This is a genomic window from Gelidimonas denitrificans (assembly GCF_055694065.1).
The window spans coordinates 1,650,157-1,675,411 of record NZ_CM146350.1 but is presented as its reverse complement, the minus strand read 5'-3'; the positions used below and the strand labels follow the sequence as shown (position 1 = coordinate 1,675,411).

General features: G+C 53.9%; 22 protein-coding genes. 1 reads left to right on the top strand and 21 read right to left on the bottom strand.

Annotated elements, in window-relative coordinates:
* Window positions 1-411: 411 nt before the first annotated feature.
* Entirely contained in the window at window positions 412-1,425 is a 1,014-nt protein-coding gene (locus FKCLFG_RS07795) for a zinc-dependent alcohol dehydrogenase family protein (RefSeq protein ID WP_472615638.1), read from the top strand.
* Window positions 1,426-1,624: 199 nt separating this feature from the next.
* Here FKCLFG_RS07795 and amrS read toward each other — a convergent pair whose 3' ends face one another.
* From amrS to FKCLFG_RS07690, 21 genes are all read right to left on the bottom strand, one after another.
* On the bottom strand, window positions 1,625-2,710 hold the full coding sequence (gene amrS, locus FKCLFG_RS07790; protein WP_472615637.1) for an AmmeMemoRadiSam system radical SAM enzyme: 1,086 nt from the start codon (window positions 2,708-2,710) through the stop codon (window positions 1,625-1,627).
* A gap of 188 nt (window positions 2,711-2,898) precedes the next feature.
* Window positions 2,899-3,471, bottom strand: a complete 573-nt coding sequence (amrA, locus tag FKCLFG_RS07785) for an AmmeMemoRadiSam system protein A (protein WP_472615636.1) — start codon at window positions 3,469-3,471, stop codon at window positions 2,899-2,901.
* The gene (amrB, locus tag FKCLFG_RS07780; protein ID WP_472615635.1) at window positions 3,464-4,279 is read right to left on the bottom strand and encodes an AmmeMemoRadiSam system protein B; all 816 of its coding nucleotides are present in this window, start codon (window positions 4,277-4,279) and stop codon (window positions 3,464-3,466) included. The genes amrA and amrB overlap by 8 nt, the downstream gene beginning before the upstream one ends.
* A gap of 114 nt (window positions 4,280-4,393) precedes the next feature.
* Window positions 4,394-5,548: a sugar phosphate nucleotidyltransferase gene (locus FKCLFG_RS07775; protein ID WP_472615634.1), complete on the bottom strand. Its 1,155-nt coding sequence runs from the start codon at window positions 5,546-5,548 to the stop codon at window positions 4,394-4,396.
* A gap of 75 nt (window positions 5,549-5,623) precedes the next feature.
* Window positions 5,624-6,613 carry a UDP-glucose 4-epimerase GalE gene (gene galE / locus FKCLFG_RS07770; protein WP_472615633.1) on the bottom strand — a complete coding sequence of 330 codons (990 nt, stop codon included), beginning with the start codon at window positions 6,611-6,613 and terminating at the stop codon, window positions 5,624-5,626.
* Window positions 6,614-6,642: 29 nt separating this feature from the next.
* On the bottom strand, window positions 6,643-7,404 hold the full coding sequence (locus tag FKCLFG_RS07765; protein WP_472615632.1) for a WecB/TagA/CpsF family glycosyltransferase: 762 nt from the start codon (window positions 7,402-7,404) through the stop codon (window positions 6,643-6,645).
* Window positions 7,405-8,075: 671 nt separating this feature from the next.
* On the bottom strand, window positions 8,076-9,398 hold the full coding sequence (locus FKCLFG_RS07760; protein ID WP_472615631.1) for a UDP-glucose dehydrogenase family protein: 1,323 nt from the start codon (window positions 9,396-9,398) through the stop codon (window positions 8,076-8,078).
* Between the two features lie 72 nt (window positions 9,399-9,470).
* Complete coding sequence (locus tag FKCLFG_RS07755) at window positions 9,471-10,571, bottom strand: DUF4124 domain-containing protein (protein ID WP_472615630.1); 1,101 nt, start codon at window positions 10,569-10,571, stop codon at window positions 9,471-9,473.
* Window positions 10,572-10,649: 78 nt separating this feature from the next.
* Window positions 10,650-11,834: a glycosyltransferase family 2 protein gene (locus FKCLFG_RS07750; protein ID WP_472615629.1), complete on the bottom strand. Its 1,185-nt coding sequence runs from the start codon at window positions 11,832-11,834 to the stop codon at window positions 10,650-10,652.
* Between the two features lie 14 nt (window positions 11,835-11,848).
* Window positions 11,849-13,099, bottom strand: a complete 1,251-nt coding sequence (locus FKCLFG_RS07745; protein WP_472615628.1) for a glycosyltransferase — start codon at window positions 13,097-13,099, stop codon at window positions 11,849-11,851.
* Window positions 13,100-13,132: 33 nt separating this feature from the next.
* Window positions 13,133-13,657: a serine acetyltransferase gene (locus FKCLFG_RS07740; RefSeq protein ID WP_472615627.1), complete on the bottom strand. Its 525-nt coding sequence runs from the start codon at window positions 13,655-13,657 to the stop codon at window positions 13,133-13,135.
* Window positions 13,647-15,053: an O-antigen ligase family protein gene (locus FKCLFG_RS07735; RefSeq protein WP_472615626.1), complete on the bottom strand. Its 1,407-nt coding sequence runs from the start codon at window positions 15,051-15,053 to the stop codon at window positions 13,647-13,649. The genes FKCLFG_RS07740 and FKCLFG_RS07735 overlap by 11 nt, the downstream gene beginning before the upstream one ends.
* A 13-nt stretch (window positions 15,054-15,066) precedes the next feature.
* Window positions 15,067-16,062 carry a glycosyltransferase family 2 protein gene (locus FKCLFG_RS07730; RefSeq protein ID WP_472615625.1) on the bottom strand — a complete coding sequence of 332 codons (996 nt, stop codon included), beginning with the start codon at window positions 16,060-16,062 and terminating at the stop codon, window positions 15,067-15,069.
* Window positions 16,059-17,156 carry a glycosyltransferase family 2 protein gene (locus tag FKCLFG_RS07725; protein WP_472615624.1) on the bottom strand — a complete coding sequence of 366 codons (1,098 nt, stop codon included), beginning with the start codon at window positions 17,154-17,156 and terminating at the stop codon, window positions 16,059-16,061. The genes FKCLFG_RS07730 and FKCLFG_RS07725 overlap by 4 nt, the downstream gene beginning before the upstream one ends.
* Entirely contained in the window at window positions 17,157-18,599 is a 1,443-nt protein-coding gene (locus tag FKCLFG_RS07720; RefSeq protein ID WP_472615623.1) for a lipopolysaccharide biosynthesis protein, read from the bottom strand.
* A 308-nt stretch (window positions 18,600-18,907) separates the two neighbouring features.
* Entirely contained in the window at window positions 18,908-19,879 is a 972-nt protein-coding gene (locus FKCLFG_RS07715) for a glycosyltransferase family A protein (protein WP_472615622.1), read from the bottom strand.
* Window positions 19,869-20,900 carry an acyltransferase family protein gene (locus FKCLFG_RS07710; protein ID WP_472615621.1) on the bottom strand — a complete coding sequence of 344 codons (1,032 nt, stop codon included), beginning with the start codon at window positions 20,898-20,900 and terminating at the stop codon, window positions 19,869-19,871. Before FKCLFG_RS07710 ends, FKCLFG_RS07715 begins: the two co-directional genes overlap by 11 nt.
* 90 nt (window positions 20,901-20,990) lie before the next feature.
* Entirely contained in the window at window positions 20,991-21,896 is a 906-nt protein-coding gene (gene epsG, locus FKCLFG_RS07705; RefSeq protein ID WP_472615620.1) for a chain length determinant protein tyrosine kinase EpsG, read from the bottom strand.
* A 57-nt stretch (window positions 21,897-21,953) separates the two neighbouring features.
* Complete coding sequence (gene epsF, locus FKCLFG_RS07700) at window positions 21,954-23,378, bottom strand: chain length determinant protein EpsF (RefSeq protein WP_472615619.1); 1,425 nt, start codon at window positions 23,376-23,378, stop codon at window positions 21,954-21,956.
* A gap of 58 nt (window positions 23,379-23,436) precedes the next feature.
* The gene (epsE, locus tag FKCLFG_RS07695; RefSeq protein WP_472615618.1) at window positions 23,437-24,225 is read right to left on the bottom strand and encodes a polysaccharide export protein EpsE; all 789 of its coding nucleotides are present in this window, start codon (window positions 24,223-24,225) and stop codon (window positions 23,437-23,439) included.
* Between the two features lie 85 nt (window positions 24,226-24,310).
* Window positions 24,311-25,216, bottom strand: a complete 906-nt coding sequence (locus tag FKCLFG_RS07690) for an EpsD family peptidyl-prolyl cis-trans isomerase (protein ID WP_472615617.1) — start codon at window positions 25,214-25,216, stop codon at window positions 24,311-24,313.
* Between the last annotated feature and the right edge of the window lie 39 nt (window positions 25,217-25,255).

The following is a 25,255-nucleotide window of genomic DNA, read 5'->3' as shown; positions in this document are numbered from 1 at the left end:
GAATTAAGCTAGGTTCAACGTTAGGAACAGTCGATAGGGTTTCCAGTTGTGACCACCGTCTACGACGGCTATGTCACGCTCAGTCCGAAGTTCTTGGCGGGGCTCAATGACAAAACATCGAAGTTGACGTCGACGCCAAACGCGCGATTGAGTCTCGCCGTCGTATCTTGGGTCAATTCGGAAACCAAAACCGGGCCGCTCGGGCTGAACGGGCGCTTATCTAGGTAAAAGAGAGATTTTTGTCGCTTTCAAAAAGTGCTTCTTTTCACCCAATTGTGGAATTTTTGGATGGAGTGTCAATCGCCTTGCCTACTAACTATCGCTCAAGGAAACAATTAAACTATTTCTAGCGTTGAAAGACCTAGCGGCACCGCCCAACGCTTTACCTATGCCCGCTACCTGGAGAAAAAAATGAAAGCATGGCTGTTGAAAGATTTTGGCTTGAAAAATTTGCATCTAGAAGATGTGCCGACGCCTGTGGCGAAAGCTGGCGAGTTGCTGGTGAAGGTAAGTGCCGTCTCCCTGAATTTCCGCGATAAGGCGATTGTCGACGGCTTCTATGAGCCGCACAAGGTACCGAAGCCTTTGATTCCTGTCTCGGATGCCGTCGGCGTGGTGGTGGCGGTTGGTCCCGGCGTCCCCCGTTTCAAGGTTGGCGACCGCGTTAATTCGCATTTGTACTCGCACTGGTTGGACGGTGCTCCAGCACCGGATGAGCCAGAGTTTTGTCTGGGTTCGCCACTTCCCGGTGGCCTGGCCGAATACATGATTCTGCATGAAGATGGCGCCGTTAAAGCACCGGAAGCCATGAGCGACGAAGGTGCATCGACACTTCCCATCGCCGCCCTGACTGCCTGGTATTCGCTGATGGATGTAGGCAATTTGCAGCCGGGCCAAACTGTGCTGGTGCAAGGCACTGGTGGCGTGTCGATTTTTGCCGCCCAAATTGCCCTAGCGCATGGCGCACGCGTGATTGCGACCTCCAGCAGCGACGCCAACCTGGCCAAAGTCAAAGCATTGGGCGTCACCGATGGCATCAATTACAAGACGCACCCCAACTGGGAACAAAAAGTGCTTGAGTTGACCGATGGAAAAGGCGTCGACATTACCATCGACGTGGCCGGTGGCGATGGCCTAAACCAATCCGTCGCTGCGACCAAGGCCGCCGGTGTAATCGCGCAGGTGGGCTTCCTGACCGGACAAACCACGGCGCTCAACCTGATGCCGCTCATCTTCCGCCAGACCACGATTCGTGGCATCGCGGTCGCTCCTCGCAGTTCGTTTGATCGCATGAATCCATTCCTTAACCAGCACAAAATCGAGCCAGTTATCGACCATGTCTATGCGTTCGAAGAAGCGGTTCAGGCTTACGAGCACCTCTCGCGTGGCGCGTTCGGCAAGGTGGTCATCAAGATCGCCGACTAATATATTTACCTTCGCGGCCAGGGCAATCGTCCCGGCCCGCTACACAATATCGTTGTCCGACGTGGAACTGAAGCCGCCGGATATTTGGAGTTTTCACGAGCAAACGCGGACAGCATGCCTTCGACGTGGACGGAATCGGCTGGAATGCTGACCTGCGGACCAGGCGCTCAACTTTGGCTGACACGATTCCGCCCTTTTCTCAGACCCCGGCCAGGTTGATCGCAACCGGTATGCGCCTTCTGCCGAAATGCCCGGCCTGTTCTGCAAAGCGTCCTGCCACAGCAGCGCCGCAGTGCGGGCAGCGGCCCTCTTCGGTCAGCCGGTACTGCTCGATCTGATACCAGTCGCGCACGATCAGCGGCGCATGGCAATCCGGGCAGAAGGTGGTGTCGCCCTCCTGATTGTGGACGTTGCCGGTATACACATAGTGCAATCCTTCCTGCAACGCGATTTCCCGTGCGCGCACCAGCGTGGCCGGCGGCGTGGCATGGATATCGTCCATCTTGTAATCGGGGTGGAAAGCCGAAAAGTGCAGTGGCACATCGGTACCCAACTCCTGCCTGATCCACTTGCTCATCGCGGCGAGTTCGGAATCGGAATCGTTTTTGCCGGGAATCAGCAACGTGGTGATCTCGAACCAGACATCGGTCTCGTGCTTCAAGTAGCGCAAGGTATCGAGTACCGGCTGCAAGTGCGCACTAGTGACTCTGGCGTAGAAATCGTCGGTGAATGCCTTCAGGTCGACGTTGGCAGCATCCATTTTCGCGTAGAAATCGCGCCGCGGCAGGTCGTGCATGTAGCCCGCAGTCACCGCCACCGTCTTGATGCCGTGCGCACGGCAGGCATCGGCCACATCCATCGCGTATTCGGCAAAAATGACCGGATCGTTGTAAGTGAATGCCACGCTCTGGCAGCCGGACTGCAGCGCTGCGGCGGCAATCGCTTCCGGCGACGCCTGATCCATCAGGCGGTCCATGTCCCGGGATTTGCTGATGTCCCAGTTCTGGCAGAATTTGCATGCCAGATTGCAGCCGGCAGTGCCGAACGACAGCACGCTGCTGCCTGGGTAAAAGTGGTTGAGCGGCTTTTTCTCGATCGGATCGATGCAGAAACCGGACGATCGTCCATAGGTAGTGAGGATCATCTGGTCACCGGCGCGCATGCGCACGAAGCAGGCGCCGCGCTGTCCTTCATGCAGCTTGCAATCGCGCGGGCACAGGTCGCACTGAATGCGACTATCTTCTAAAAAGTGCCAGTAGCGGGCTGGGTAGCTGGAATTTCCCATCATTTATCCCTCTGTGGATCAATGCGACATCAATGCGGCAAGTGCGATTCTGAAGCTGCCCGCTACCGCCGGCTGGGCTTTGTATTTAACTTTGCATTTAAATATACTAGATAATGTATTTTAATATTCCGCAATATCAATATGCGTAAAATGGCATGTTTTTATTCATACTCCCATGTTTTTTACTTCTAAGATGATCTGCGAAAATCATTTTCACGCCATTTTCGCACCGTGTAGCGACTGATCTTGACCTCTTCCGCCCAGAAATCCGGTGGCAATCCGGCCTTGTGCTTCAGTTGCGCCATGAATTCGGCGGCAACCGGCAACTGCTCCCAGACCTGCGGCAAGAACGTGCTGCGGTAACGGCCGAATTCAAACATTACACCGTCAATACCAGGCTGCAATCGGGTCAGAACATCTGCTTCGCAGGAAAAATTCAGCGCTTGCAGGGTTGATAATAATGACACTTCAATTTCGATATGGTTCAGTTCGATCGCGCTCAGAGGCGCGAAGCGCGAATCACGCAAAGCTGCTGCCTGGGCGTTGGCTTTAACGTCTGCCAACAGCGCACGATGCGCCATCAGCGTGCCGATGCATCCGCGCAGTTGCCGGTTTTGCGTCAGCGTGACAAAACATGCGCCCGGCTCCTGCAACCAGGCGGCTTTTTCATCTGCGTCCCAAACATTTCCCAATGCACAGGAAATGGCGGAACGGGCAATCTGCAACAGTATTTGACCGGGATTTTCGGCGGCTTCAGGCATGATTTGTTTCCTCAATGAAAGCAAACGAAGCGTAGCCGACCACTCGGTCCCACTCGCCGGTGGTGTCGCCCGAGTTGCACAGTTCGAGCAGTTCGGGCTGCAGGTGGTGCTGCTGCGCGGCCAGCAGCAAGCCGTTGACGGGAGTGCCGCCGCAGGCCTGTTCATGCGTGAGGGTGCTGTCGAGCTGCAAAATGCTGCGCACGGTTTCCCGGTCGACTTTCTGTGCTGCATGGTAAGACAGGAAATGCGACAGATCGGAACTGATCACGATGACCGTTTCCGGTCCGTCCCATAGCGCCTCCAACACTTGCGCCACTTCGGCAGGTGTGGCATCGCCAACTGCCAGCGGCACCAGCGTGAAATCATCCAGAACCGATTGCAGGAACGGCAATTGGACTTCCAGTGAATGCTCCAGGGCATGGGCAGCGGGGCTGACGCTGACTTGACGCATGCCGGCAATCGATGCGATGGCTGCGGTATCGAGCGTAATTTCGCCCAGCGGCGTGGCGAAAGCGTCGGCACCAGGCAGTGCCAGCCCGCGTACCGGCACCCGATGTACCGGCCCCAGCAATACCACGCGCCTGATCGCTGTGCGTCCGGCAGCCAGACGCGCATAGGCAAGCGCAGCAGTCGGACCGGAGTAGCGATATCCGGCATGCGGCACGACAATTGCCTTGGGGTAGCTTTTGTCAGGAGCGCGATCGCCCGATTCTGCCGCTTTCAGCATGGCATCCAGATTGCTTGCCAATACTTGTTTTTGCGCCGGGTAGAAAGCACCGGCGACAGCTGGCTGACGCGTCGTATGCATTACGATCTCCCATCAATGCAGAGTTGTACACACCCCAGGAAATATGGGTGACACATGCATTATCAAGCCCAACAAACTGTTAAAAAAACAATTTCACGATCCAGCATATTTCTATCAGGCGTTTGCTTTCTCTGACTCGTTAATGTTGCTTGAACGACGTTTGAGGCGCCGGTCGCGGGCATTGCCCCATTCGCTGTCGCCGTATTCAGAAACATGCGTCATCTCACCGGCCCGATTTACGCTGTATTCCTTGAACACGACCTTCTCGTCGAGATACACGTTGGGCGAGATTCGGGTGTATTCGAACAATACGCTGCGGATCACTTCTGATCCGGCGCAGAGGTGACTACCGTGTCCGATCCAGGTCGGGCCGACGATATGGCAGCCCGCCTCGATGTGGCAGCCGGACCCGATATACACTGGCCCTTCGATGATCGTGTCTTCCCAATCGATACGCGTATTGAGGCCGACCCAAACTCCGTCCGTGATCTGGAGGCCCGGCATATCCATTTGCGCCACCTCGCCCATCAGTACGCTCTGCGATACGGTCCAGAAATCAGTAACGCTGCCGATGTCAATCCAGTTATAAGTGCGTTTCTGCGCATAAAATGGCAGCCCCTGCTCCACCATCAACGGGAACAAATCCGATCCGATATCGAATACCGTATCGGCGGGGATCAGCTCGAGCACTTCCGGCTCAAAAATGTAGATGCCGGTACTGGCAAAATTCGAGCGCGCCTCTTCCTGCGATGGTTTTTCTTGAAACGACAGTATTTTGCCATCCTCGTCTGTGAGCACCACGCCGTAGTCGGACACCTTATCCCACGGCACTTCCTTTGTGATGACACTGGCTAATGCGCCCTTGCGCTTGTGTTCGAACAGTGCGGATTTCAGGTCAAGATCAATCAATGCATCGCCGCACAGGACGATGGTGGTTTCATCAAAAAACCCGCCAAATTCCTGAATCTTCTTCATTCCGCCGGCAGAGCCGATCGGTTGCGGCACCACATCGCCATTGTCGTTGGTATAACCCTCAAAGGAATAACCGATCTGGACCCCGAACTGGTCGCCCTCACCGAAGTACTCCTCGATTTTCTCGTGCAAATAACTCACGTTGACCATGATGTCGCGAACACCAAATTTGGCAAGATGCTCCACCAGGTACGCCATCACGGGCTTGCCCAGGATCGGAATCATCGGCTTGGGCAAATCGTAGGTCAAGGGACGCACCCGTGTGCCCTTACCTGCTGCAAGAATCATCGCTTTCATTTTTTCTCCATTACATCAAAAATTATCAAAGCCGACACCAGCAGACGACCAACGGATCTATTTATTGCTTATTGCTTATTGCTTATTGCTGCGGCTGGCTGTCTTGCACTCCCAGCGCCACGCGTCTTCGATGATGGAATCGAGCTCGGCATGGCGCGGGGTCCAGCCCAGGATGCGGCGCGCCTTGGAAGCATCGGCCACCAATCTGGCCGGGTCGCCTGCGCGACGCTCTGCATCGACCACATCGATGCTGACGCCGGTGATCCGCTGCGCGGCCTCGATCACCTGCTGTACCGAAAATCCTTCCCCATTGCCCAGATTGAAACAATCACTGTGCCCATCATTGTTCAGCAAATTCAGCGCCAGCAAATGGGCCGAACACAAATCGACAATATGGATGTAATCGCGGATGCAGGTGCCGTCGGGGGTGTCGTAGTCGCGGCCGAACACCGCGATATGCGGGCGTCGACCGGATGCGGCTTGCAGCACCAACGGAATCAGATGGGTTTCAGGTTCATGCCGCTCGCCGAGCAAACCGCCAGGGTCGGCGCCGGCCGCGTTGAAATACCGCAGGCAAACATACTGCAATCCAAAAGCAAGCCTGTAATCGGCCAACACTTGCTCCACCATCCACTTCGATCGCCCATACGGATTAAGCGGCCGTGTCGGGTGCAGCTCATCGATTGGCACATATTCCGGTTCGCCGAAAATGGCGGCAGTCGATGAGAAAATAAAGCGCTTCACGCCATGCGCCAACATCGCGTCCAACAGGTTCAGGGTATTGGAAAAATTATTGCGATAATATTTATCGGGCAACTTCACCGATTCGCCTACCTGAATAAAGGATGCAAAATGCATCACCGCATCGGGCTGATGCAGCGCAAATACATTGTCAAGCGCAACCCTGTCAGCAAGATCGCCTTCAACAAACTCGCCACCCAACACGGCATCCCGGAAACCGCCCGAAAGGTTATCGAAAGTAATGACCTGATGCCCGTTGGCAAGCAGCATCTGCACCATATGAGAGCCGATATACCCTGCTCCTCCTACCACCAATACTTTCATAAATAACCTTTTTAAAATTTTTCGATCTATTACCTATTACCAATTTTTGGCGCCAAGGGATCGCTGTAACGATATTTATGGCAGTGCAAAAGAAACCGGACAATATCGACCGTGTATCGACGCAATAAACGCCGCGGCTCCAAGCAAAGCCGATAAAACCATTCAAGCCGGAGTCTTTGCATCAAAATGGGCGCCCGGGCCTTATCGCCGGCCCAAAAATCGAATAATGCACCCACACCAATCACTACACCGGCATTGAGCGCGTGGCGATTATCCAGAATCCATTCTTCCTGAATAGGATTGCCGAGCGCCACTAATACGACCTCTGGCTTGGTTCGATTAATCGTATTAATTAAATTATGTTCTTTCTGTATATCTTCATACCCATCACAGACGCCGACAATTTTTTGTCCTAGCTGATGGCGGGCATAATCTGCTGCTTTTTGCAGAACATTCGGCTTTCCGCCCAACAAAAAGACGCGCAGCGGCCTGTCAGAGCGATTAAAAAAATACGGCGTGAAATCAGTGCCATTTAAATTTTCTTTAAAACGTTTTTTTTGCATCAACAGAGCGGCAATATCCATCCCCACACCATCATTGACGACGATTACGGAGTCATCACGCATCCGGTGCAATTGGCTTCGGCACTGCACAATGAAATTGGTATTTGCAAAAAATAACGCCACTTTATTTTTAATCTGCAACTCTGCCAATAGATACTGGGCCAAACTATGAGAGCTGGTTTTTCTAACTAAAAAACCGGCAATTGGAATAGTTTTTTTTGATTGCATAACTTACTTACTTTCATACTTGTTCATATCATTTAGGGCGGCTTAAAAAAAATCGCACACCCACCCACATTCCGGCTGTATTTTCCGGACTTAAATTAATAAGCTCGCGGCGATTTCACACCACGCGCACAGGAAAATTTTGGTTTTTTTACTAGGTAAGAAGACACAACTATTTAAGATAGTCGTGCTACCACGACATTGTCTGTGTGATGCCACACATAAATTGACGCGTTGGCTTGCTTAAGGAAAATGCAATTTCTTGAAATTTCCCTATTAAGGCAAACGATTAAATGAGCGGAACAGCTCGAGGAAGAAATGACAAGTGACAAAATTTGGCAGATCGTTTCATTCGCAAAAGCAATATATTTCCTCGTTTTTCGACACTACGTCTCTCACAAGCTTCTTGAAGACTTGAAAATAGAGGAAATTTAATACTGATAGTTCAACATTGATACATTTCGTCACACATTCTGACGAACCAGCGGATGGCAATCTGCCATGCCAGATTGCACACCATGCAGCTTCCAACATACCGCCGACATCATGGCAAGTAATTATGGCTAGTAATGGCAAGCGCATATTCGAACAGAGTGAAAGCACGCCATCACGCGTCGATTTTGCATCCAGCGTCCTTCCAGCTTTTGGTGCAAAGACGCTTTACAGAACCGCTGTCAGCGCCGCCCAATCGCGAAATACTCAATGCCGTGACTGCGAACTTGCGCGGGGTTATAGAGATTGCGACCGTCGAAGATGGTGGGCGTTCTCAATGCCGCTTTGATGGCATTGAAATCCGGCACCCGGAATTCTTTCCACTCGGTGACGATCGTTAGCGCATCGGCGTTCTTCAGGGCGGCCATCGGCGAATCGGCATAAATAAGGCGTGGGTCTGCACCAAAAATACGCTTTGATTCACGCATTGCCACCGGATCGTAAGCCGTTACTGTGGCGCCCATATCCCACAGGCCCTGGATTACGACACGGCTGGAGGATGCCCGCATGTCATCGGTATTGGGCTTGAATGCCAAGCCCCACAGCGCGAAATTCATGCCGCTCAGATCGGCGCCGAAACGCGCCCTGATCTTATGCAGCAGCAAATGCTTCTGCGCCTCATTGGCCTCTTCAACCGCTTGCAACACCTTCAGACCGGAATCGTTTTCATCGGCGGTGCGAATCAAAGCCTGCACATCCTTCGGAAAACACGAGCCGCCGTAGCCGCAGCCAGGATAGAGGAAGTGAAATCCGATCCGCGGGTCGGACCCGATGCCGATCCGGATTTGCTCGATGTCCGCGCCCAGCTTATCGGCCAGATTGGCAAGCTCATTCATGAACGAGATGCGTGTTGCCAGCATGGCATTGGCCGCGTATTTGGTCAGTTCGGCTGAACGCACGTCCATCACGATGACACGATCATGATTGCGAATGAACGGTGCATACAATTCGCGCATCAGAGCAATCGCCCGCTCATCTTCGGCGCCGATGACAACTCTGTCGGGACGCATGAAATCGTCTACCGCAGCGCCTTCCTTGAGAAACTCGGGGTTCGATACGACTGAGAACGGCAGATCGATACTGCGGGTGGCAAGCTCCTCCTGCATGGCAGCCTTGACCTTGTCAGCGGTGCCGACCGGAACCGTGGATTTATCGACGACCACCTTATATTCAATCATATACCGGCCGATATTGCGGGCAGCGGCAGTGACATACTGCATGTCGGCAGAACCGTCTTCATCGGGCGGAGTACCGACGGCAATGAACTGCAAGATGCCGAACGCGACGCTATCCTCGATGCTGGTGGTGAACCGCAAGCGTCCGGTGGCCACGTTACGTCGCACCATCTCCAGCAAACCTGGCTCATGGATCGGGATATTGCCCTCGTTTAAAATCTTAATCTTGTTTTCATCCAAATCCAGACACAGTACTTCATTGCCCATTTCAGCCAGGCAGGTGCCGGTAACCAGTCCCACATAGCCGGTGCCGATGACAGTTATTTTCATATTGTGATTTTACTTTCGGTAAATAAAGTGAAGAGCGATATTGCGTCAATGCGTCAATCCCATCTGAACTCTTTATGGTTTGCCATAATCTTTCGGCAAAAACTGCAACTGATCCCATGGGAAGCCATCCAGGACCTTCGGAGAACTGGTGCCATTGAATAAGGCGGGATAGGGATCAGGCATTCCCAGTGCCGTGTAGGATTTCGGATTTTGCGCCCGAATTGAGATTGCGCCGGCTTTATCCCAAACCACGAAACCATATTTCTGCGCCGCCTTCGCAATAATCTTTGCGACTGGGTGCATGTTGAGATTATCCACATTCACGTCCGGATTGAGGCGAAAACGCAAGCCTTCAGGAATCCGGTTTGGTACTTTTGTCGGGTTGTAGCCGTCCGAGCGATGCGCTGGCCATGACTTCACGGTGAAATGCTCGGCCTCCACCAGCGAAATGCCGATTACATGGCGAATCTCGCCACGGCGTAGTTCTTCTGCCGTGATTTGACCGCCGATAAAAGGCAAACTGGTCGCCGTGGTGCCGTAATGATTGGGGAAGCTGCCATCGCTCTTGGTGGCATTGCTTAAGCGTCCACCCCAGCATGCTTGCCAATTGCCATCGACTTTGCGGGCTTGCCAGAATTCCCAAATCGTGTCGGTCGAAGGCTGATAAATAGCCATTTCTCTGTCAGTGCCATCGGCCGGTTCCGCATGGGGAGGAATCGGAACTGCCGCCCATTGCTGCGCCAGGTTCTTGTCTGTGAATGTCTTTTTTTGACAATTCCATTCCGTGACCCGCGTCATAGGTACATTAGCATCGGCCACGAACACCGGACTGGCGTAAGACTTGGTGTTGATGTTGACGTTGCCGTAATAGGATTTTTTTTGTCGCAAGAACTCACTGACAAACGCGACGGAATTGGCATGCAACGGCACCTGTTTCGGGATCTGAGAATACCAAAAACTGTCGGGCGCGAAGACTTTGTCTGTAAACAATGTCTGTGCGGCACTGGCATTGGACGAAGACGCAGCCAAGACCGCCACAAGTATTGTAAAGGCGGTAAAGGCAGTCAAAGCGGTTGCTACATGTCGCTTCGACTCTGTGGCGCCTGCTGCGGCAGCGGCTGATGCTTGCCGGCCGGGCGCGCAGGAAAATTGTGATGCATGATTTGATTTCATAATTATTCTCCTTGTGTTTCAGCTCTGTTTCAGCTCCGTGTTGCCACATAAATTAAATGCTTTTGCGCACCCGATGATTCAAGGTTCATCCCGGTGGGAGCGCACCCATTCAACTTGACGGCGCACTAAAAATTTCATATATAGCGGGATTTTCGACAGAGCGTAAATCGGCGCATACGCCAGATTACGGAACGTCAGGATGCCGCGCCCGAACCTGGCCCACACCAGTAATACTGCAAGGCCCAATAGGGCCGGACTAATGATGGCGAGACTCCAGGGCAGCGCATTGCCAGTCACGGCCCATAACATCATCCCCAACAAACCAACAACCAGCACCAGCAAAGTCAGCAAGGCCAGCGGCGGGACGCACATATCGATGGTCAGCGCAAACAGGTCCCGATTCCTCGTACGCAGGCTTTCGAGTAATAGCCGTGGGCCTTCCTTGAGCATCATGCCCAGATGTCCATGCTCCCAACGCGTGCGTTGCGACTGCATCCCTTCCGTATTTACCGGGAACACGCTGGTGACCTGCGCTTCAGGGCAAAACAGCGGCGCCTGGCCCAAGCGTGCAAAATCAAGACCCAGCTTCAGGTCTTCAACGATATGACCGCTTGCCAGCTCTGCGCGTTCCATCAAGGTCCAGGGAAACGCCATACCGGTACCCATCAATTGACACGGCAAACCCAGGCGCTGAAAACCGATGGCCCGGGCCCGATTTTTCACGGTCCAGGCAAATTCAGCTACCTTGGTCTTGAGCCCTGCCCCAGCTGGCGATTGCATCAGATATAAAGCCTGAATGGGCCGGTTGGCAGCCAGGCTCCGGCAAGCCAACAGATCGAGCGCGTCCCGCGCCAGCAAACAATCAGCGTCGATAATGATCACTACCTCGGGTGGCGCCAATGCCAGATGGCGCACGCCAAAATCGAGCGCATACCCTTTGCCGCGCCGCTCTGCGTCACGCCGCTCCAGGACTGCGGCCCCAACCGCCAAGGCAGCGGCGGCAGTGTCATCAGTACAGTTGTCCGCCACCACCAACAACCGGTCGCCAATCTGCAGCTGGGCCTGAATCGAGCGCAAGGCTGCGGCGATGCCAGCGGCTTCGTTGTGCGCCGGCACCAGGACGGCGATCGATGGCCGATAGCCGCCGGAAGCTGGTTTCCTGCGTTCGGCCGGCAGCGCAATGGCAATCTGTATTGCAAAAACCAATACCGGCACCGACAATAGCACCAGCAATAACAGGAAAATCGTTTCAAAAAAAACCATAGCGTTCATTCCATTCAGACTTGCGGCATGGAGGCCGGAGCCGGTGTTATGGCTGGGGCCACAGCCTGCCCGGCGCAAAACAGCTGCGCCAGTTTTGCCGCTTCGATATCGACCGAATGGCGTTCCAGCACGCGTTGGTAGCCGGCCTCGCCCATCGATTCCAGTACCGCAACAGGCGTTGCCAAAAACTCCTCCAGCGCTGCTGCCAGCGCATCGACATCCCCGGCAGGAAACAGCCAGCCGCTCTCGCCCGCACGCACCAGTTCGGGTATCCCCGCCACATAGGTGGTCAGTACCGGTCGCCGCAAGGCCATCGCTTCCATGATCACGACCGGCAGCCCTTCGGCGAAGCTCGGCAGCACCAGCGCCCGCGCCGCCAGAATTTCTGCCCGGACCTGGTCGCTGCTGATCCAGCCGGTAATGCGCACCTTGGCCTGCAGCCTGCGCTGTGTAATCAGCAACTCCAGTTCGGCCCGCATTTCTCCGTCGCCGGCCAGCACCAGCTCGATCTCGATGCCCTTGCGGACCAATTGGCTGACCGCGTTCACCAGCAGCAATTGCCCTTTTTGTTCGCACAATCGTCCCACGCACACCACCCGAGGCGCAGCGGGAATCGGCACCGCAGGCACTGCATGGAACACCGGCTCAAGCCCGCAATGCACCACCTGCACCTTGGGCCAATCGACATATTTGACCCAGCGAAACAGCTGGCTGCGGCCAAAGGAGCTGATCGCCACCACAAAAGCGGCGCGGCTGACCTTCTCTTTAATACCAAGAAATTCCGGTTTGTCGAATTCTTCCGGTCCATGCACGGTAAAGCTGTAGGGCGGGCCACCCAAGGTCGTCGCCAACATTGCCACTTCCGCAGAATTGGTGCCGAAATGCGCATGCAGATGGCACGCGCCGAATTCGTGCAACCAGGGAACGATGCGACAGGCTTCCGCCAGGTAGATCAGGTGAAACGGCCACGGCCGGTCCGCACGCCAGCCCATTTTCAGCGCCAATTGCAATGCTTGAAAAAACCGCAGCGGACTGGCTGCCAGCATGCGCATGCTGGCAGCCAACAAGCTTGCCATTCCATCTTGCAAAACATAACGCGTGCGATCGCGCTCGCGCAGATCCTCATCGTCCACCAGTTCGCCGTCCCAGCCACGAACCGCGATCCGCTGGACGTCAAACCCCTGCCGCTCCAGCGCGAGAATTTCGCGCCGGATAAAACTATGGCTTACTTTTGGATATTGATTAACCAGATACGCAATTTTCATTCGTTTCGTTTTATCCATAAAATACCTTCACCTTCACACCTCGGCGCATTTCGCAAGAGTAATTCTGGCCGGCGCCCCGACCGCTGTGGCGCCATCGGGGACATCGCACAGCACAACCGCCATCGCCCCGATCTTGCAACCATTGCCTATGCGGATACCACCGAGAACTTGCGCGTAGGCGCCCAGTTCGACGTTATCTCCGAGCACCGGAACCGGGCCGCCTTCCCGTCGATTACCAATCGTTACACCCTGTCTTAGCGTGCAGTTCGATCCGATCACCGTTTCGGGATGAATGAAAATTCCGCCAAAATGCCATATGCGCAAGCCTGGTCCAATCCGTACCGACTTGGGCAGACTCACGCCAACGCCCGTCTCGACCAGACGGAACAGCAGCCAGTACCCGGTCGTCAACAGGCGCTTGACCAGGCCCTCGGGGCGTTGGTCCAAACGCCGACCGAAACGGTAAGTCCACACCGCCCAAATTGATTGTTCCTGCAAGAAGGGGCGAGATACGCCGTACCGCTGCAGGTCGGCAGACCAGTCTGGATCACGCGCCATTGGCATCACCTCCCCTGTTTTTGTCCGATTTCGATTTCAAATCAGACGCCACCACCGCGCATGCCGAGCCTGCGATAAACCAAAAATACCAATTGAAAGCCAGATACGCGGCCATATTGTCTGAGAAGGAAACCATCAAATATTGAATTACCAGCAATATCAGAACGAAGCCGCCCAGCTTATTGATCGGCAGCATCTTCCTGAGTAACCATAACAAGCGCCCGAACAGCCACACATACGCGAGCAAGCCGAGCGCACCCAATTCAAAAATCCACTGGACGTAAATATTGTGTGCATTGAAATTGGTTTTCCCCGCAAGTGGAAAAAACGTTGGGGAATAGCGTTGAAATGAATCCAGACCGTATCCAACCAGGTAATTCTCCGGGCGCATCCAATTAAAGGCGGACTCCCAGAGATACACGCGCCAGGCGAACGAGTTCAATTTTGCATACTGGACGACTTCATTGCCTGCACCCAGATCAAGCAAACGATCGCGCACGCTCGGGATCAGCAAGGCAAGCAAAGGAAGCAAAATCAGATACAGCAGATATCGCCGCTCAAAAAACAAGCCGTATGCGGCGAACAACGAGAAGCATGCAATCCAGGCGCTTCGGGTTTGCGTCAACATCAGGAACGCAAGCATCAGAAATGTATACGCGGTCAATATCACCCGGTCCCGGTTTGATAACGTATAAGTTGCGCTCTTGAGCACGTAAAAACCCAAGGAGACTACCAGCGTCAAATAGAATGCAAAGATATTTGGGTGCGAGAATGTGCTCATCAGCCTGGCCCCATGTGGCCCGGTAATGCCGCCGTGCAGCGCCATATCAGCCAGGGCATACAGCGCCGGCAACACCGAAGACCACAAAACGACCCGTACGCAGCGCTTGAAATCGTCCGGCGACCGGACCACATAAAAGGCACTGACAAAAATCGCAAAATAGGAGATCAGTGCAAGCAAGACACGGATCGCAGCGCCTTTTTCCGGGGCGATCACGACACCGACGACTGCCAGAATGAGAAACGGAGCCCACATCGAGAGCATTTTTTTCGGTACGAAGCTTGGCTTCTCGACTACCAGCAGCAATGCAATCAAAACCACAAAAACATTGATCAAGCCACCCACGCCGATTTGCATTGCTCCCAAAGAAAACCGCGTTGATTCAAAGATTAAGTCACCGGAAGACCTGAACAAAAGTATCAGCATCAGCAGCATTACCCGGCTGTACAGCAGCAACAGGCCCAAAAGGAGCACCGCAGGCAACGCCATCGAACGCGCAATATTGTCATCCATCGCACCCACATACGCCGGCAGCGCCATTCCCACCAGAATGGCAATCAGGACAAGCGCAGCCACAGAGAACTGCCTGGACGATAAAAAGAAGCGTTTTTCCATAAGAATACGACCTTCAGGCACGACGCAATGCATGCATCTTCATCATCAAGAACCTTCTTGATACACGCAGCATCAGGTGAGCAGAATCTTTCACTTCAACAAGCGAGAGTCCGCAACGCAAGCGCTTGAAGCCGCTCGAGATCGCGTCGGGGACACTGCCCGCATCGGCAAATACCCGCATGAAAAAGCCAAACGCGCGGCGCCGGTATGGCAGCGCCAATGCCGAATAATCGTGTGCATATTTTTTCAGAATACGCCTGTGTCCCTGAATCACGGAGCGCGGGTTGGTTGAAATCCGAACCTTGTCGGATGCACTTAGCAAATAGCACACTGCGTATTCGCGCAAGCAATGCACCGATGCGCGCCGGGTCAGACGAATGAACAAGTCCCAGTCCTGGCAACTGCGAAATGATTCATCCAGCGCCCCAACCTCGATGAGCAAGGATTTGCGCACGACAATATTGGAAAAAGTACCCATGAAGTTCTTTACCAGCATCTCTTCAAAGCACTCGCCCTCGATTTCGGGGTTGATGCGCAAGGTTTCCGTGCCGTCGTCATCGACGCAAGAAAGCCAGGTGTAGCTCAGGCCGCATGTCGGCCCAAGCCGCCGCAACGACGCAATTTGCTTTTCCAGCTTGTCCGGCTGCCAGTAATCGTCGCTATCGAGGAAGGCGACGAACTCGCCTTGCGCGGTCCGGATGCCGGTATTGCGTGCGACTGCCCCGCCTTGGTTGGAGTCATGCGCGATGTAGTGGATGCGGGAGTCGGAAATGCGCAAAACCTGGGCCCGCGTATCGTCGCTCGAGGCATCGTCCACGACAATAATTTCGAAGTCTGTGAAGGTCTGATTCAGTGCGCTTCGGATACATTGCGCGATGCAATACCCTCGGTTATACGAGGGAATGATGATGCTGACGACCGGCGTGGCAGGCGTGGTAGACGTGGTAAGCATGCGCAATCCTTCTCCAGTGATTCCATTAATTTCGGCAATATTGCCGGTGATGCTCATGGCAACAATCCGGATGGCTTGAGTTTCAAAATGGGCTGTTTTTTAAAGCCGTGCAACATCCAGGATTTGATCGTGTTTGATTCTGCCGGGCGCACACCATGGCGCACAGCGTAGGAGCAAAAGCGTGCAGCCATCGTTGCCTTTGCTCTGTTGGAAATCACCTTGCGAAAAGCCAGTTCGCGCTCAAGCGCGTCGCTGGCCGGCACAATCTTCACCAGGACCTGGCGCAGCGCCGCATATTCTGCTGAAAAATCGCTCTGTTCCTCGATTTCGAACAAACGCTCGCCATGGTTGCAAAACGGTGCGGGATCAAGCTGCGTCACACCATGCACAATGGAGATGGATTCGGCAAGATAGCGGGAGATATTCAGCGCCACCTGCATTTGCGCCAGGTGTTTGGTGGCCCCGACGTTGGCACCATGCCATCGGTACTGGATCAGGCCGCGGTCGATGTTGATGCATGGTGCAACCAGTGCCAATTGTCCGAACAAGAAGTAATCTTCCGCCAGCCCCGGAACTTGCATGCGTCGCTCGGCCGGCACCGCGCCGATGAAATCCTCGCCATAGCGAACCCCCGGCCCCCCTGCCCTACCTAATCGGCGCATCCCGTCGAGCCGCATCGCGGCCGCTGGATGGCAGATCGGCGTGCGAAACAATGCGCCTGCGGCTACCCCGTGGCGTCCGGTGGGCATATCGATTTTTCCGATGGTCTTGCCACGCGCATCGATGACGTCGCCCAGCGAACCCACCACCACCAATGCACTGTCGGCCTCAAACGTGCGTGCCAGCACTTCCATGCGGTCCGGCAGCGAGACATCGTCGGCATCTTGCCGCAACACATATGCGCAATCACACAGATCCAGGCCGCAGTTGAGCAAGCCGGACAGCCCTTGCGCCTCAGGGAAGCAGCGAACAATGACGCGCGCATCACGCTCGGCATAAGCCTGCGCCAGTTCGAGACTGCCATCTGTCGAGCCGTGATCCAGAACGATCAGGCGCCAATCCTTGAAAGTCTGGTGCACGATACTGTCGATCGCCTCGGCAAGAAAAGCGATGCCGTTTTTAACCGGCAGCAATACGTCAAAAGTGGCCATCTACCCCTCTACTTTCTTCTGAAAACCTAAAAACGAGCGCAGGCTGATGAGTTGCGGGCGCAGCAGCAACAGGCTTGCCACGCCATACGTCGCAGCGCCGATGGCAATCATTATCAGAAACGCCAGCAAGGCGTTAGGGACGGCAGCCGAGACGGTTTCTGTCATCGCGATCACCACAAAAGCCATGAAAACCGAGGCCGCAACGGCTGGCGCGATACAACGCATCAGCGCGCCCAAAGTGATGCCTATCATGCGTCCGCTGAAATACAGGGCCGGGATCGCATTGAGGATGTTGGCCGCCAGATAGGCGGCTGTCACACCTTCGATACCCCAACGGGCACCGACCACAAAAGCGCCAACCTGCAACACCGCTCCCAACAGACCCAGCCGCAGCATCAAGCCGGTACTGCCGCGCGACATCAGCACCGTGCCGGTGGTGCTGACCAGGGATTGGATGAAACCGACCGGTGCCAACCAGGCAAGAATAACCGCCGATGCGTGCCATTTCTCACCCAGCAACAGATGAACAAAAGGCTCCCGCAGGGCGAACAAACCGGCCATCAGCGGCGCCGTCAGGAAAGCGATGAAGCCGACCGCCTTCAGGTACAAACGCGCCACATCGGTGACATCATCCTGCTTGCGGCTCATGACCGGGTACAGCACGCGCGACACGACAAAGGTCATGTTTTGCAGCGGGAACAGCATCACCCGGTACGCCATCGAATAGACCCCCAACACGGCCGTACCGAGAATTCTGCCGATCACCATGCTGTCGGAGTTGCGGGAAAAATACAGCACGACATTGAACAGAGACAAATTGCCGCTGAAGCGGGCGATTGATTTGAACGCCTGCGCGCTCCAATGCATGCCAGGGCGAAATGTCGAGCGCAGCACGATGATGGTGGTCGACACCAGGGTCGCGGCAATGATCTGAAATACCAGGCTCAACACACCAGCCCCGCGCCAGGCCAACAGCAGAGCGACCGCCAATCCGGCCAGTGCGGCGACGATCTCCGCGCTGGCCACGATCGAGAACTTCGACTCGCGTTCCAGCAAAGCCTGGTGCAGCACGCTCAAGCCGGTCATCGGAAACACAAACGCCAGCAGATACAGCACATTGGCCAGCCCCGCCTCATGGAAAACATGTGCCATCAGCGGCGCGGTGGCAGCAATCAGAACCCCGATCAGCAGGCCAAGACCGACATTGGTCCAGTGCACCGTACTTGCCATCACCGGCGAAACATCTTTAGCCTGAATCACGGCGGCAGCCGTTCCCATATCCCGGAAAAGATAGGCAAGATTGGTCACGATAGCGGCCAATGCCATCAGGCCATAGGCTTCAGGCGCCAGCAATCGCGCCAGCACGGTCATGCTGACCAATTGCGACACTACCCTGGCAGCTTGCGATAGCGCGACCCATCGTGCATTTGAAATTGTCGACAACGTTTTATCCTTATTTTTTCTGTGTAACTGAAGTTGCGCATGTTCATCATGGTGAAAACGATGTCCACGAAAGGCACGAAAAAAGGTGGCAATGGAGTGCATCGGAGCAGCTGCCCAAGTTGTCAGGCAAGGGCTTGATGCTTATTTTGTACTTGCTGGCGTATATTTTGTTACCGCAATGAATATATGCGGAAAATGCCATGAAAATTGCTATACCCCTTGTTTTTTCGAAACTTGTCGGGCTCCGAATCCTGTTCGTGCTGTTCGTGTCTTTCGTGGACAATGCGCTGCATCAACGGTGAAATTTCTTATTTGCACAACTTCCGTTTAACGGTGGAAATCCTTGCATGAAAAGCCGGAGTAACCCACATTTCGTAAAGCTGCCTGGGAGCGGGAAAGCGGCCTAATTTGATGAGCAGGATGAATAGTTTTTTATATTCCGGACGTAGATTGATCGCTTTGCATAGCGCAAAATATCCACGCAAAATATTGTAAAAACGTCTGACCAGGTCACCCAGAATTGGTGCAACCTGCGCCCTGTTTCTTTTGCAGTAGGACGCAATCGATTCCAGCGTGCGCAGATAGCCCATCGCATTGCGTTTTGATTTCGGCAGCGTCATCGTCGATTCCAGGCGGATGCGACGTTTGAAGAAAACTTTGCTAAGGCAGTGCGACACACCGGCAGCACAACTCAGCCGCATGATGATCTCTTCGTCCTCATGCACAATATTCATGAACGACAGCTTGTTGTCATCCCATAAAGTTTTTTTGGACAGATACAGGCAGGGACTAGCAAAATAGACATCCCGCCGTAGCATAAAACCTGTCGCTTCAATACCGGATGGATACTCCATGTCGATTTTTCTGTCATACGATGGCATGTATTCCGACCTGCATCCGTCATCCAGAAATGACTCGCCTGAAAAATAAATGATGTCGATCTCGGGTTTTTGGCGCACTAATGCATGCATCGATTCGACAAAATCCGCATTGAGCAAATCATCAGAATCAAAAAAATACAGATAGTCGCCGCTTGCCTGAGATATGGAAAAATTTCTGGCACACCCTTGCCCATTATTCTCGGTGTGGAAAATTTTTACTCCGGCGATATCCTTGTATTGGTTGATTAACGCTCCGGTGCCGTCGGTGCTGCCGTCATTGACAATAATAATTTCATGAAATTTTTCGGTTTGATTCAGTAAAGAATCGATCGCCGCGGCGATATAATTTTCTACGTTGTATGCCGGTACGATTGCAGTAATCTTAGTTTTATTTTGCATTTTTCAATCCATCGGCAGCCGCAAGCGGCTTTTTAGTCGCGTGCAATCCAAGGAAAAAACGTGCCATAAGCGGCGATTTTTTCAGCAACTCATGGACCAGATAGCACACCACCAGGGCCGCCACGATGCGCGGCAGAGCCTGTTCTATGCCGAGCTTTTTCCCCATCATCAGCTGCACAAACTGGTGCAGGAACATGATCGTCATTGAGGCGGCGCCAACTGCCGCAAGGCCGCGCCCAATAATGTTTGACTGCAAGTGCCAGGCGATCACGGCCAGTACCGCTACACACGCCAGCGCACTGACGAACGTGACAACAGGGAATCCGTAGTCAACGGCTTTCATGTCGAAATTATTGTGGTAGCCGAGCACAATAAGCGCCACAGCAGTTAACGCGACGACCACCAGCGCCAGCATGTACTTAGTAAGCTCGCTGGCTATGACGCTGACAAGATTGCGGGAGCGCGCCCAATAACCGATGAAGTAAAACGGAGCGGCGATGAGTACGACATTGGCGTTCCAGGGCAACCACCACGGACGCAACAGCAGGGCATTCAGGTAGGCGCACGCCAGCAGCACACTGCAAATCAGCGCGCAGCGCTGCATCGAGTATCTGCGCAACAGAAAGTGCATCAACTGCTGCGTCAGAAAATAGCAGGTTACAAACCAGAACACCGCAGCAAAACCGGTCAAAAGTTGTCCGCCAACCAACATCGGCTTGATCAATTCAGTGAGCATCCAGGCGCCGGTCCAGGGCTGGTCAGGAAACGCAATAAGCAATTCCAATGGCCACAGAATCAGCAAGAAGCTCAGGTACGGCAGCAGCAAGCTGAACGTCTTCGCCTTCAAATAGGTGCGTTGCGGAACATCTGCGTTATGCAGCCAGCCGCCGATCAAAAAAAACAAGGGCATGTGGAACATGAAAATCGTCTTGAACAGCACTTGGTTATACGTGGTGTGTCCCACCACCACAAAGATGATGCCCATGCCCTTCAATACGTCTATCCAGATCTGTCTTTTCATATACAGAGCGCCCAGACAGCGGCGCTGTTCCCTCTACGGGCAAGCACCGGCAGCGGCACAGTCAACCACGATTCAGGACTGCTGCAGTTATCAAAACTCATTCAGCACCGTACCGACTACGACGATGCTGGCTTGTTTCATCGTGTCAACCAAATTACGGACTGCACGAATGCGGCTGATGTCTTTGCGCGCGACAACCAGCGCTGCACCGGCACGGGCAGCGACGCATTGGGCGTCCGCGAACACATCCGTAGCAGGAGTATCAATCAGGATGACGTCGTACCTGCGCGCCAACTCATGCAGCAATTGCTGGAACAACGATCGTGCCAGCAATTCCTGCGGATTGGGCGGTATGACACCGGCCGGCAGCACGGAAAGATCGATTAGCGAGGGAATGCGCACAATTGCGTCGATGTTGCTGCGACCGGAAAGGATGGCGGACAGGCCAGTCCGGTTTGGCAGGCCAAACAGTGCGTGCTGGCGCGGATTGCGCATGTCGGCGTCGATCAAAAGAGTACGCTCACCGAGTTGTGAGAACGCAACGGCCAAATTCGCAGCGAGAAAGCTACGACCTTCATTGCGCTCCGAGCTGGTGATCGCCAGCGCAGTGTGCTCTTTAGCGCTATCGAACCAACGCAGCATGAGCTGGCTGCGCAACGCCCGCAGCGCTTCAACCTGTGTGCTAAAGGGATCGTAAGCTGCGATCAGCTCATGGCTGACCTGACTTTCACCTTTCAATAAATAGGGGAAATCGAACTGGCGCGACAATCCCAGTTCGATGTCGGCCTGTGTCAATAAACCCAGACCGATTGCAGTTTCGCCGAAGCGCTGGCCACGCTCACGCTGGAGGTGCAGAATTTTTTCAGCGTTATCGGCGCTGAGACGTCCGGCATCGACCAGGATCGCGCCAATTGAGCGATGCGGGTGGCTGGTATCTTCTTTACCGGCGAACTCTGACTCGGTGCTGGTTTTCACTGGTATGTTGGTATCTATCATTTTTTTCCAAGGTAGTTGCTTCTGCCTATTGTTGTTCTCTGCGACTGCCCGCTGCAACTAACCGGCAACCGACGATCCGGTAGAGGGGGCGCGCCGCGTGATCGCCGCATTATTGGATTGTTGGCGTGCCACAGCATTGGATTTCTTTATTACGCCAAGTACCGGAAGCCCGAGCGATCCGGCCAAATCCGCAGCCGAACGCACGCGCCTGTCGAATAGTTCAAGAATTACCGCACCACCGATGCCAAGTAGCGTACCGACAACGAGTGCCAGCAGGGTATTGAGCATAAGATTCGGACCGAACGGCATAAGAGGCACGAGCGCAGGAGTAAGCACAGCGATATCGGATTGGTTCGACCGTCCTTCAAGATTGGTCAGCGTCAAACGCTGCGAGATGGTCTCGTAGGCGCGTTGCGCACTGTCCACGTCCTTGCTGAGGACGGACAATTCATCGCGCGTACGATTAAGCTTCAGTACCTTGCTTTTTTGTGCACCCAATGCTGCACGTATCTCGGCTTCACGCTGTCGCATAATGGACGCATTGCTGCTGACGACATTCGAGGCGGCACCGATTTGCGCGTTCATATCTGCGCGCAGCTTGTCCACTTCGGCTTTGGCGCTCAGATATTGCGGATGGTTCTCGCCCAGTTTTTGCTTGATATCGGAGAACTTCGATTCGGCATTTCCCAGCCCCATCTTGAGGTTTTGGATCATCGGATTGTTCGCGATATCGGGTGAGTCGGCCGCTTTACTACCCTGGACCTGGCTCTGACGCGACCCGGCTTCCATCGACAATCCTTGCGCGGCCACCAACTGACTGGAGAGTTCGTTAAGGCGGACGGATTCGACATCGAGGCTTTTGTCAGAGTTGACAATGCCATTTTCCTGCTGATATTTGGAAAGCTTGTTTTGCGCAAGTTCAAAATTGTCGCGTAACAACTTGATCTGATCGTTGAAATACACTGCGGTTTTTTTCGATGGATCGACTTTCAGTTTGACGCTCACTTGCTGATAGGCATTACCGAAAGCATTGGCAACGTTGGCTGCCATCTGCGCAGAAAAGCTCGTGAAAGTGATGTTGAGTACGCTGCTCTCACGCGACGGTTCAACCTCAAGCTTGCCCAGCAGCCCCGCAGCCACCCAGTCACGGATGTTGCCTTCGCCATTAGTAGATTTCATGAAGCTCTGCTTCACATCCTCGCCTTCGGCCAGTTTGAGCGCATCGACCACCATCGATGCGACGCTCAGGCTCTTGACAATATCGACCTGCGTCGACATATAGCCGGGCAATAATCGTGACGGCATAGCGACGCCGGTCACGGGATCGCTACCCTTGTAATTAAGCACCAGCGATGTCGTTGCCTTGTAGGTCTTGTGCTTGAGCACGGTCACGCTAAATGTCGCTGCCACAGTCACGATGAGCGTGAGGAGGATGAGCTTGTAATGCGCGCGCAGAATCAGCAAAAACTGGGATAAATTCATGGGGATGTCCTTAGATCATGATGACAGTTTTGACTTTGCATACCAATGCCAGCACAAATCAAAACCAGCTTTCTTTAACGTAAATTACGTCATCAATCTGAATCAGATCTTCCTGCTTGGCCTTGAACTCGTGCACGTTGCCGTCCGCATCGCGCCGTTTGATGCGCATGCCGCGCTCGGTGCCACGCGCAGTCAGCCCGCCGCCGACCGACAGTACCTGCTGGACCGTCATGTTGCGCTCCAGGCGATAAGAACCGGGCTTCTGGACCTCGCCGTAGACATAGAATCTGGGAGCTTTCTCGACGTACACGACATCGTCGGTAATCAAGTCCAGATCTTTTTTCATATTGCCAGAGCGCATCATGTCGGTCAGGTCGATCACTTCTTTTTTGCTCTGGCCGTTGCGTTTGCGAATCAAGATTACCTTGTCGCCACCATCCGACACCACGCCCCCGGCAAGCGCCAGAATATCGATCACGCTGTGCTTTCCATTAATCGGATAGCGTCCTGGTTTGGTAACCTGACCCAGGACCGAAACCATTTGGCTCTGCGACGAGGTGACTAGAATATTCACCTGTGGCTCGCGAACAAAGCCGCCGCTCATTAGCAAGCCGGCGATTTCCTTTTCGGCCGCCGAGGTGGCAAGTCCACCAACCTTGACTTCGCCCACCAGGGGAAAAGTGATGCTGCCGGTTTGGCTCACTCTGGTCTCTAGTGACAGATCAGGATTCCCATACACAGAAATTTTCAATACATCGCTTGGGCCAAGCTGAACATCTTCGGCGCTGGCACCAGCGCTCCAGGCACCGAGCGCCAATACCAATAAGGCCATCATAATTTTTGTCATTTTCTGTTCATCCTATTCTTACTCGATTCTTAATCGATATTTAATTCAATATTCAGCTGATAGCCGCAAACCCAGGTAGACCGCCCTACTTGAGTCCTGTCATGCCGTTTTGTATTTGTATCGTGGTAGGCGAACTGGCTGTCTTGGCTGCTGGCGAAGTCGCTGAAGCTAGTTGCTTTTTGTTGAGATATTCGATTTTGGCCGATGCGCGCAAGCGCCCAAGTTCCATATCGCCGATCTCCTTGCGTTTTTTGTTGCGCAGAAAGAGTTCAATTTGCGGAGCGGCCGCTGCCGCCGTAACAGGACTGGGTTTTACATCATAAATAGAGTCAAGCATGCTGTATTCACCTGCCTTAATGACGAACAATTGATCCCTACGCATTGTTCGCAGCTTCGTTATCATTTCCGGCGCAAGGTCCGCAGTGCTACGCGTCAATTGGGTGCGTTTATATTGCACATGGTTCTTATCGAGCCAGGTCGCGACTTGATCGATCGATTTGGCAGAATCAAGTCTTGTTTTGAGTTGCGCGCTAAAGTCCTTGGTGGCAACCACCAATTCATTCATGTAGAACAACTTGCGTTGGGTGAATAACTCGGGGTGCGCCTGAAAGTAGGCATCAACTTCGGCCCTGGAAGGCTTGCCTATAGTGACGAACTTGCTTTGCAGATAAGCTTGGGCCAGGATTTGTGCCTTGGCGTGATCAATCGCCTGGATCACTTGCGGATCACGGTCGAGATCATTGTGCAGTGCCTCCTTCTGCAGCAACTGGCGGTCGATCGACATCTCCAGCAATTGCTTATTGACAGCCTCTTTAGTCGCTGTTGGGCGGCCTTCGGCAGGCGCCAAATCATCGACGGGTTGCAGCATGGCGATTTCGACGTCGTTGACCTTAACTAGCGGTAGCGAGCGCTCAACTTTAGCTTCCGAGCTCGCTTGCCGGTCGCAGGCAGACAGACTCACAATCGCAACCAACGCGAGAGCGCCGAGCAATGCCTGCCTTTTTAAGGTCGGGTAGTTAGTTATCCCAGT

Bases quoted from the DNA above. Each gene is read 5' to 3' on its own strand.
- FKCLFG_RS07795 (WP_472615638.1), top strand. From the start codon at position 412: ATGAAAGCATGGCTGTTGAAAGATTTTGGCTTGAAAAATTTGCATCTA.
- amrS (WP_472615637.1), bottom strand. From the start codon at position 2,710: ATGGGAAATTCCAGCTACCCAGCCCGCTACTGGCACTTTTTAGAAGAT.
- amrA (WP_472615636.1), bottom strand. From the start codon at position 3,471: ATGCCTGAAGCCGCCGAAAATCCCGGTCAAATACTGTTGCAGATTGCC.
- amrB (WP_472615635.1), bottom strand. From the start codon at position 4,279: ATGCATACGACGCGTCAGCCAGCTGTCGCCGGTGCTTTCTACCCGGCG.
- FKCLFG_RS07775 (WP_472615634.1), bottom strand. From the start codon at position 5,548: ATGAAAGCGATGATTCTTGCAGCAGGTAAGGGCACACGGGTGCGTCCC.
- galE (WP_472615633.1), bottom strand. From the start codon at position 6,613: ATGAAAGTATTGGTGGTAGGAGGAGCAGGGTATATCGGCTCTCATATG.
- FKCLFG_RS07765 (WP_472615632.1), bottom strand. From the start codon at position 7,404: ATGCAATCAAAAAAAACTATTCCAATTGCCGGTTTTTTAGTTAGAAAA.
- FKCLFG_RS07760 (WP_472615631.1), bottom strand. From the start codon at position 9,398: ATGAAAATAACTGTCATCGGCACCGGCTATGTGGGACTGGTTACCGGC.
- FKCLFG_RS07755 (WP_472615630.1), bottom strand. From the start codon at position 10,571: ATGAAATCAAATCATGCATCACAATTTTCCTGCGCGCCCGGCCGGCAA.
- FKCLFG_RS07750 (WP_472615629.1), bottom strand. From the start codon at position 11,834: ATGGTTTTTTTTGAAACGATTTTCCTGTTATTGCTGGTGCTATTGTCG.
- FKCLFG_RS07745 (WP_472615628.1), bottom strand. From the start codon at position 13,099: ATGAAAATTGCGTATCTGGTTAATCAATATCCAAAAGTAAGCCATAGT.
- FKCLFG_RS07740 (WP_472615627.1), bottom strand. From the start codon at position 13,657: ATGGCGCGTGATCCAGACTGGTCTGCCGACCTGCAGCGGTACGGCGTA.
- FKCLFG_RS07735 (WP_472615626.1), bottom strand. From the start codon at position 15,053: ATGGAAAAACGCTTCTTTTTATCGTCCAGGCAGTTCTCTGTGGCTGCG.
- FKCLFG_RS07730 (WP_472615625.1), bottom strand. From the start codon at position 16,062: ATGAGCATCACCGGCAATATTGCCGAAATTAATGGAATCACTGGAGAA.
- FKCLFG_RS07725 (WP_472615624.1), bottom strand. From the start codon at position 17,156: ATGGCCACTTTTGACGTATTGCTGCCGGTTAAAAACGGCATCGCTTTT.
- FKCLFG_RS07715 (WP_472615622.1), bottom strand. From the start codon at position 19,879: ATGCAAAATAAAACTAAGATTACTGCAATCGTACCGGCATACAACGTA.
- FKCLFG_RS07710 (WP_472615621.1), bottom strand. From the start codon at position 20,900: ATGAAAAGACAGATCTGGATAGACGTATTGAAGGGCATGGGCATCATC.
- epsG (WP_472615620.1), bottom strand. From the start codon at position 21,896: ATGATAGATACCAACATACCAGTGAAAACCAGCACCGAGTCAGAGTTC.
- epsF (WP_472615619.1), bottom strand. From the start codon at position 23,378: ATGAATTTATCCCAGTTTTTGCTGATTCTGCGCGCGCATTACAAGCTC.
- epsE (WP_472615618.1), bottom strand. From the start codon at position 24,225: ATGACAAAAATTATGATGGCCTTATTGGTATTGGCGCTCGGTGCCTGG.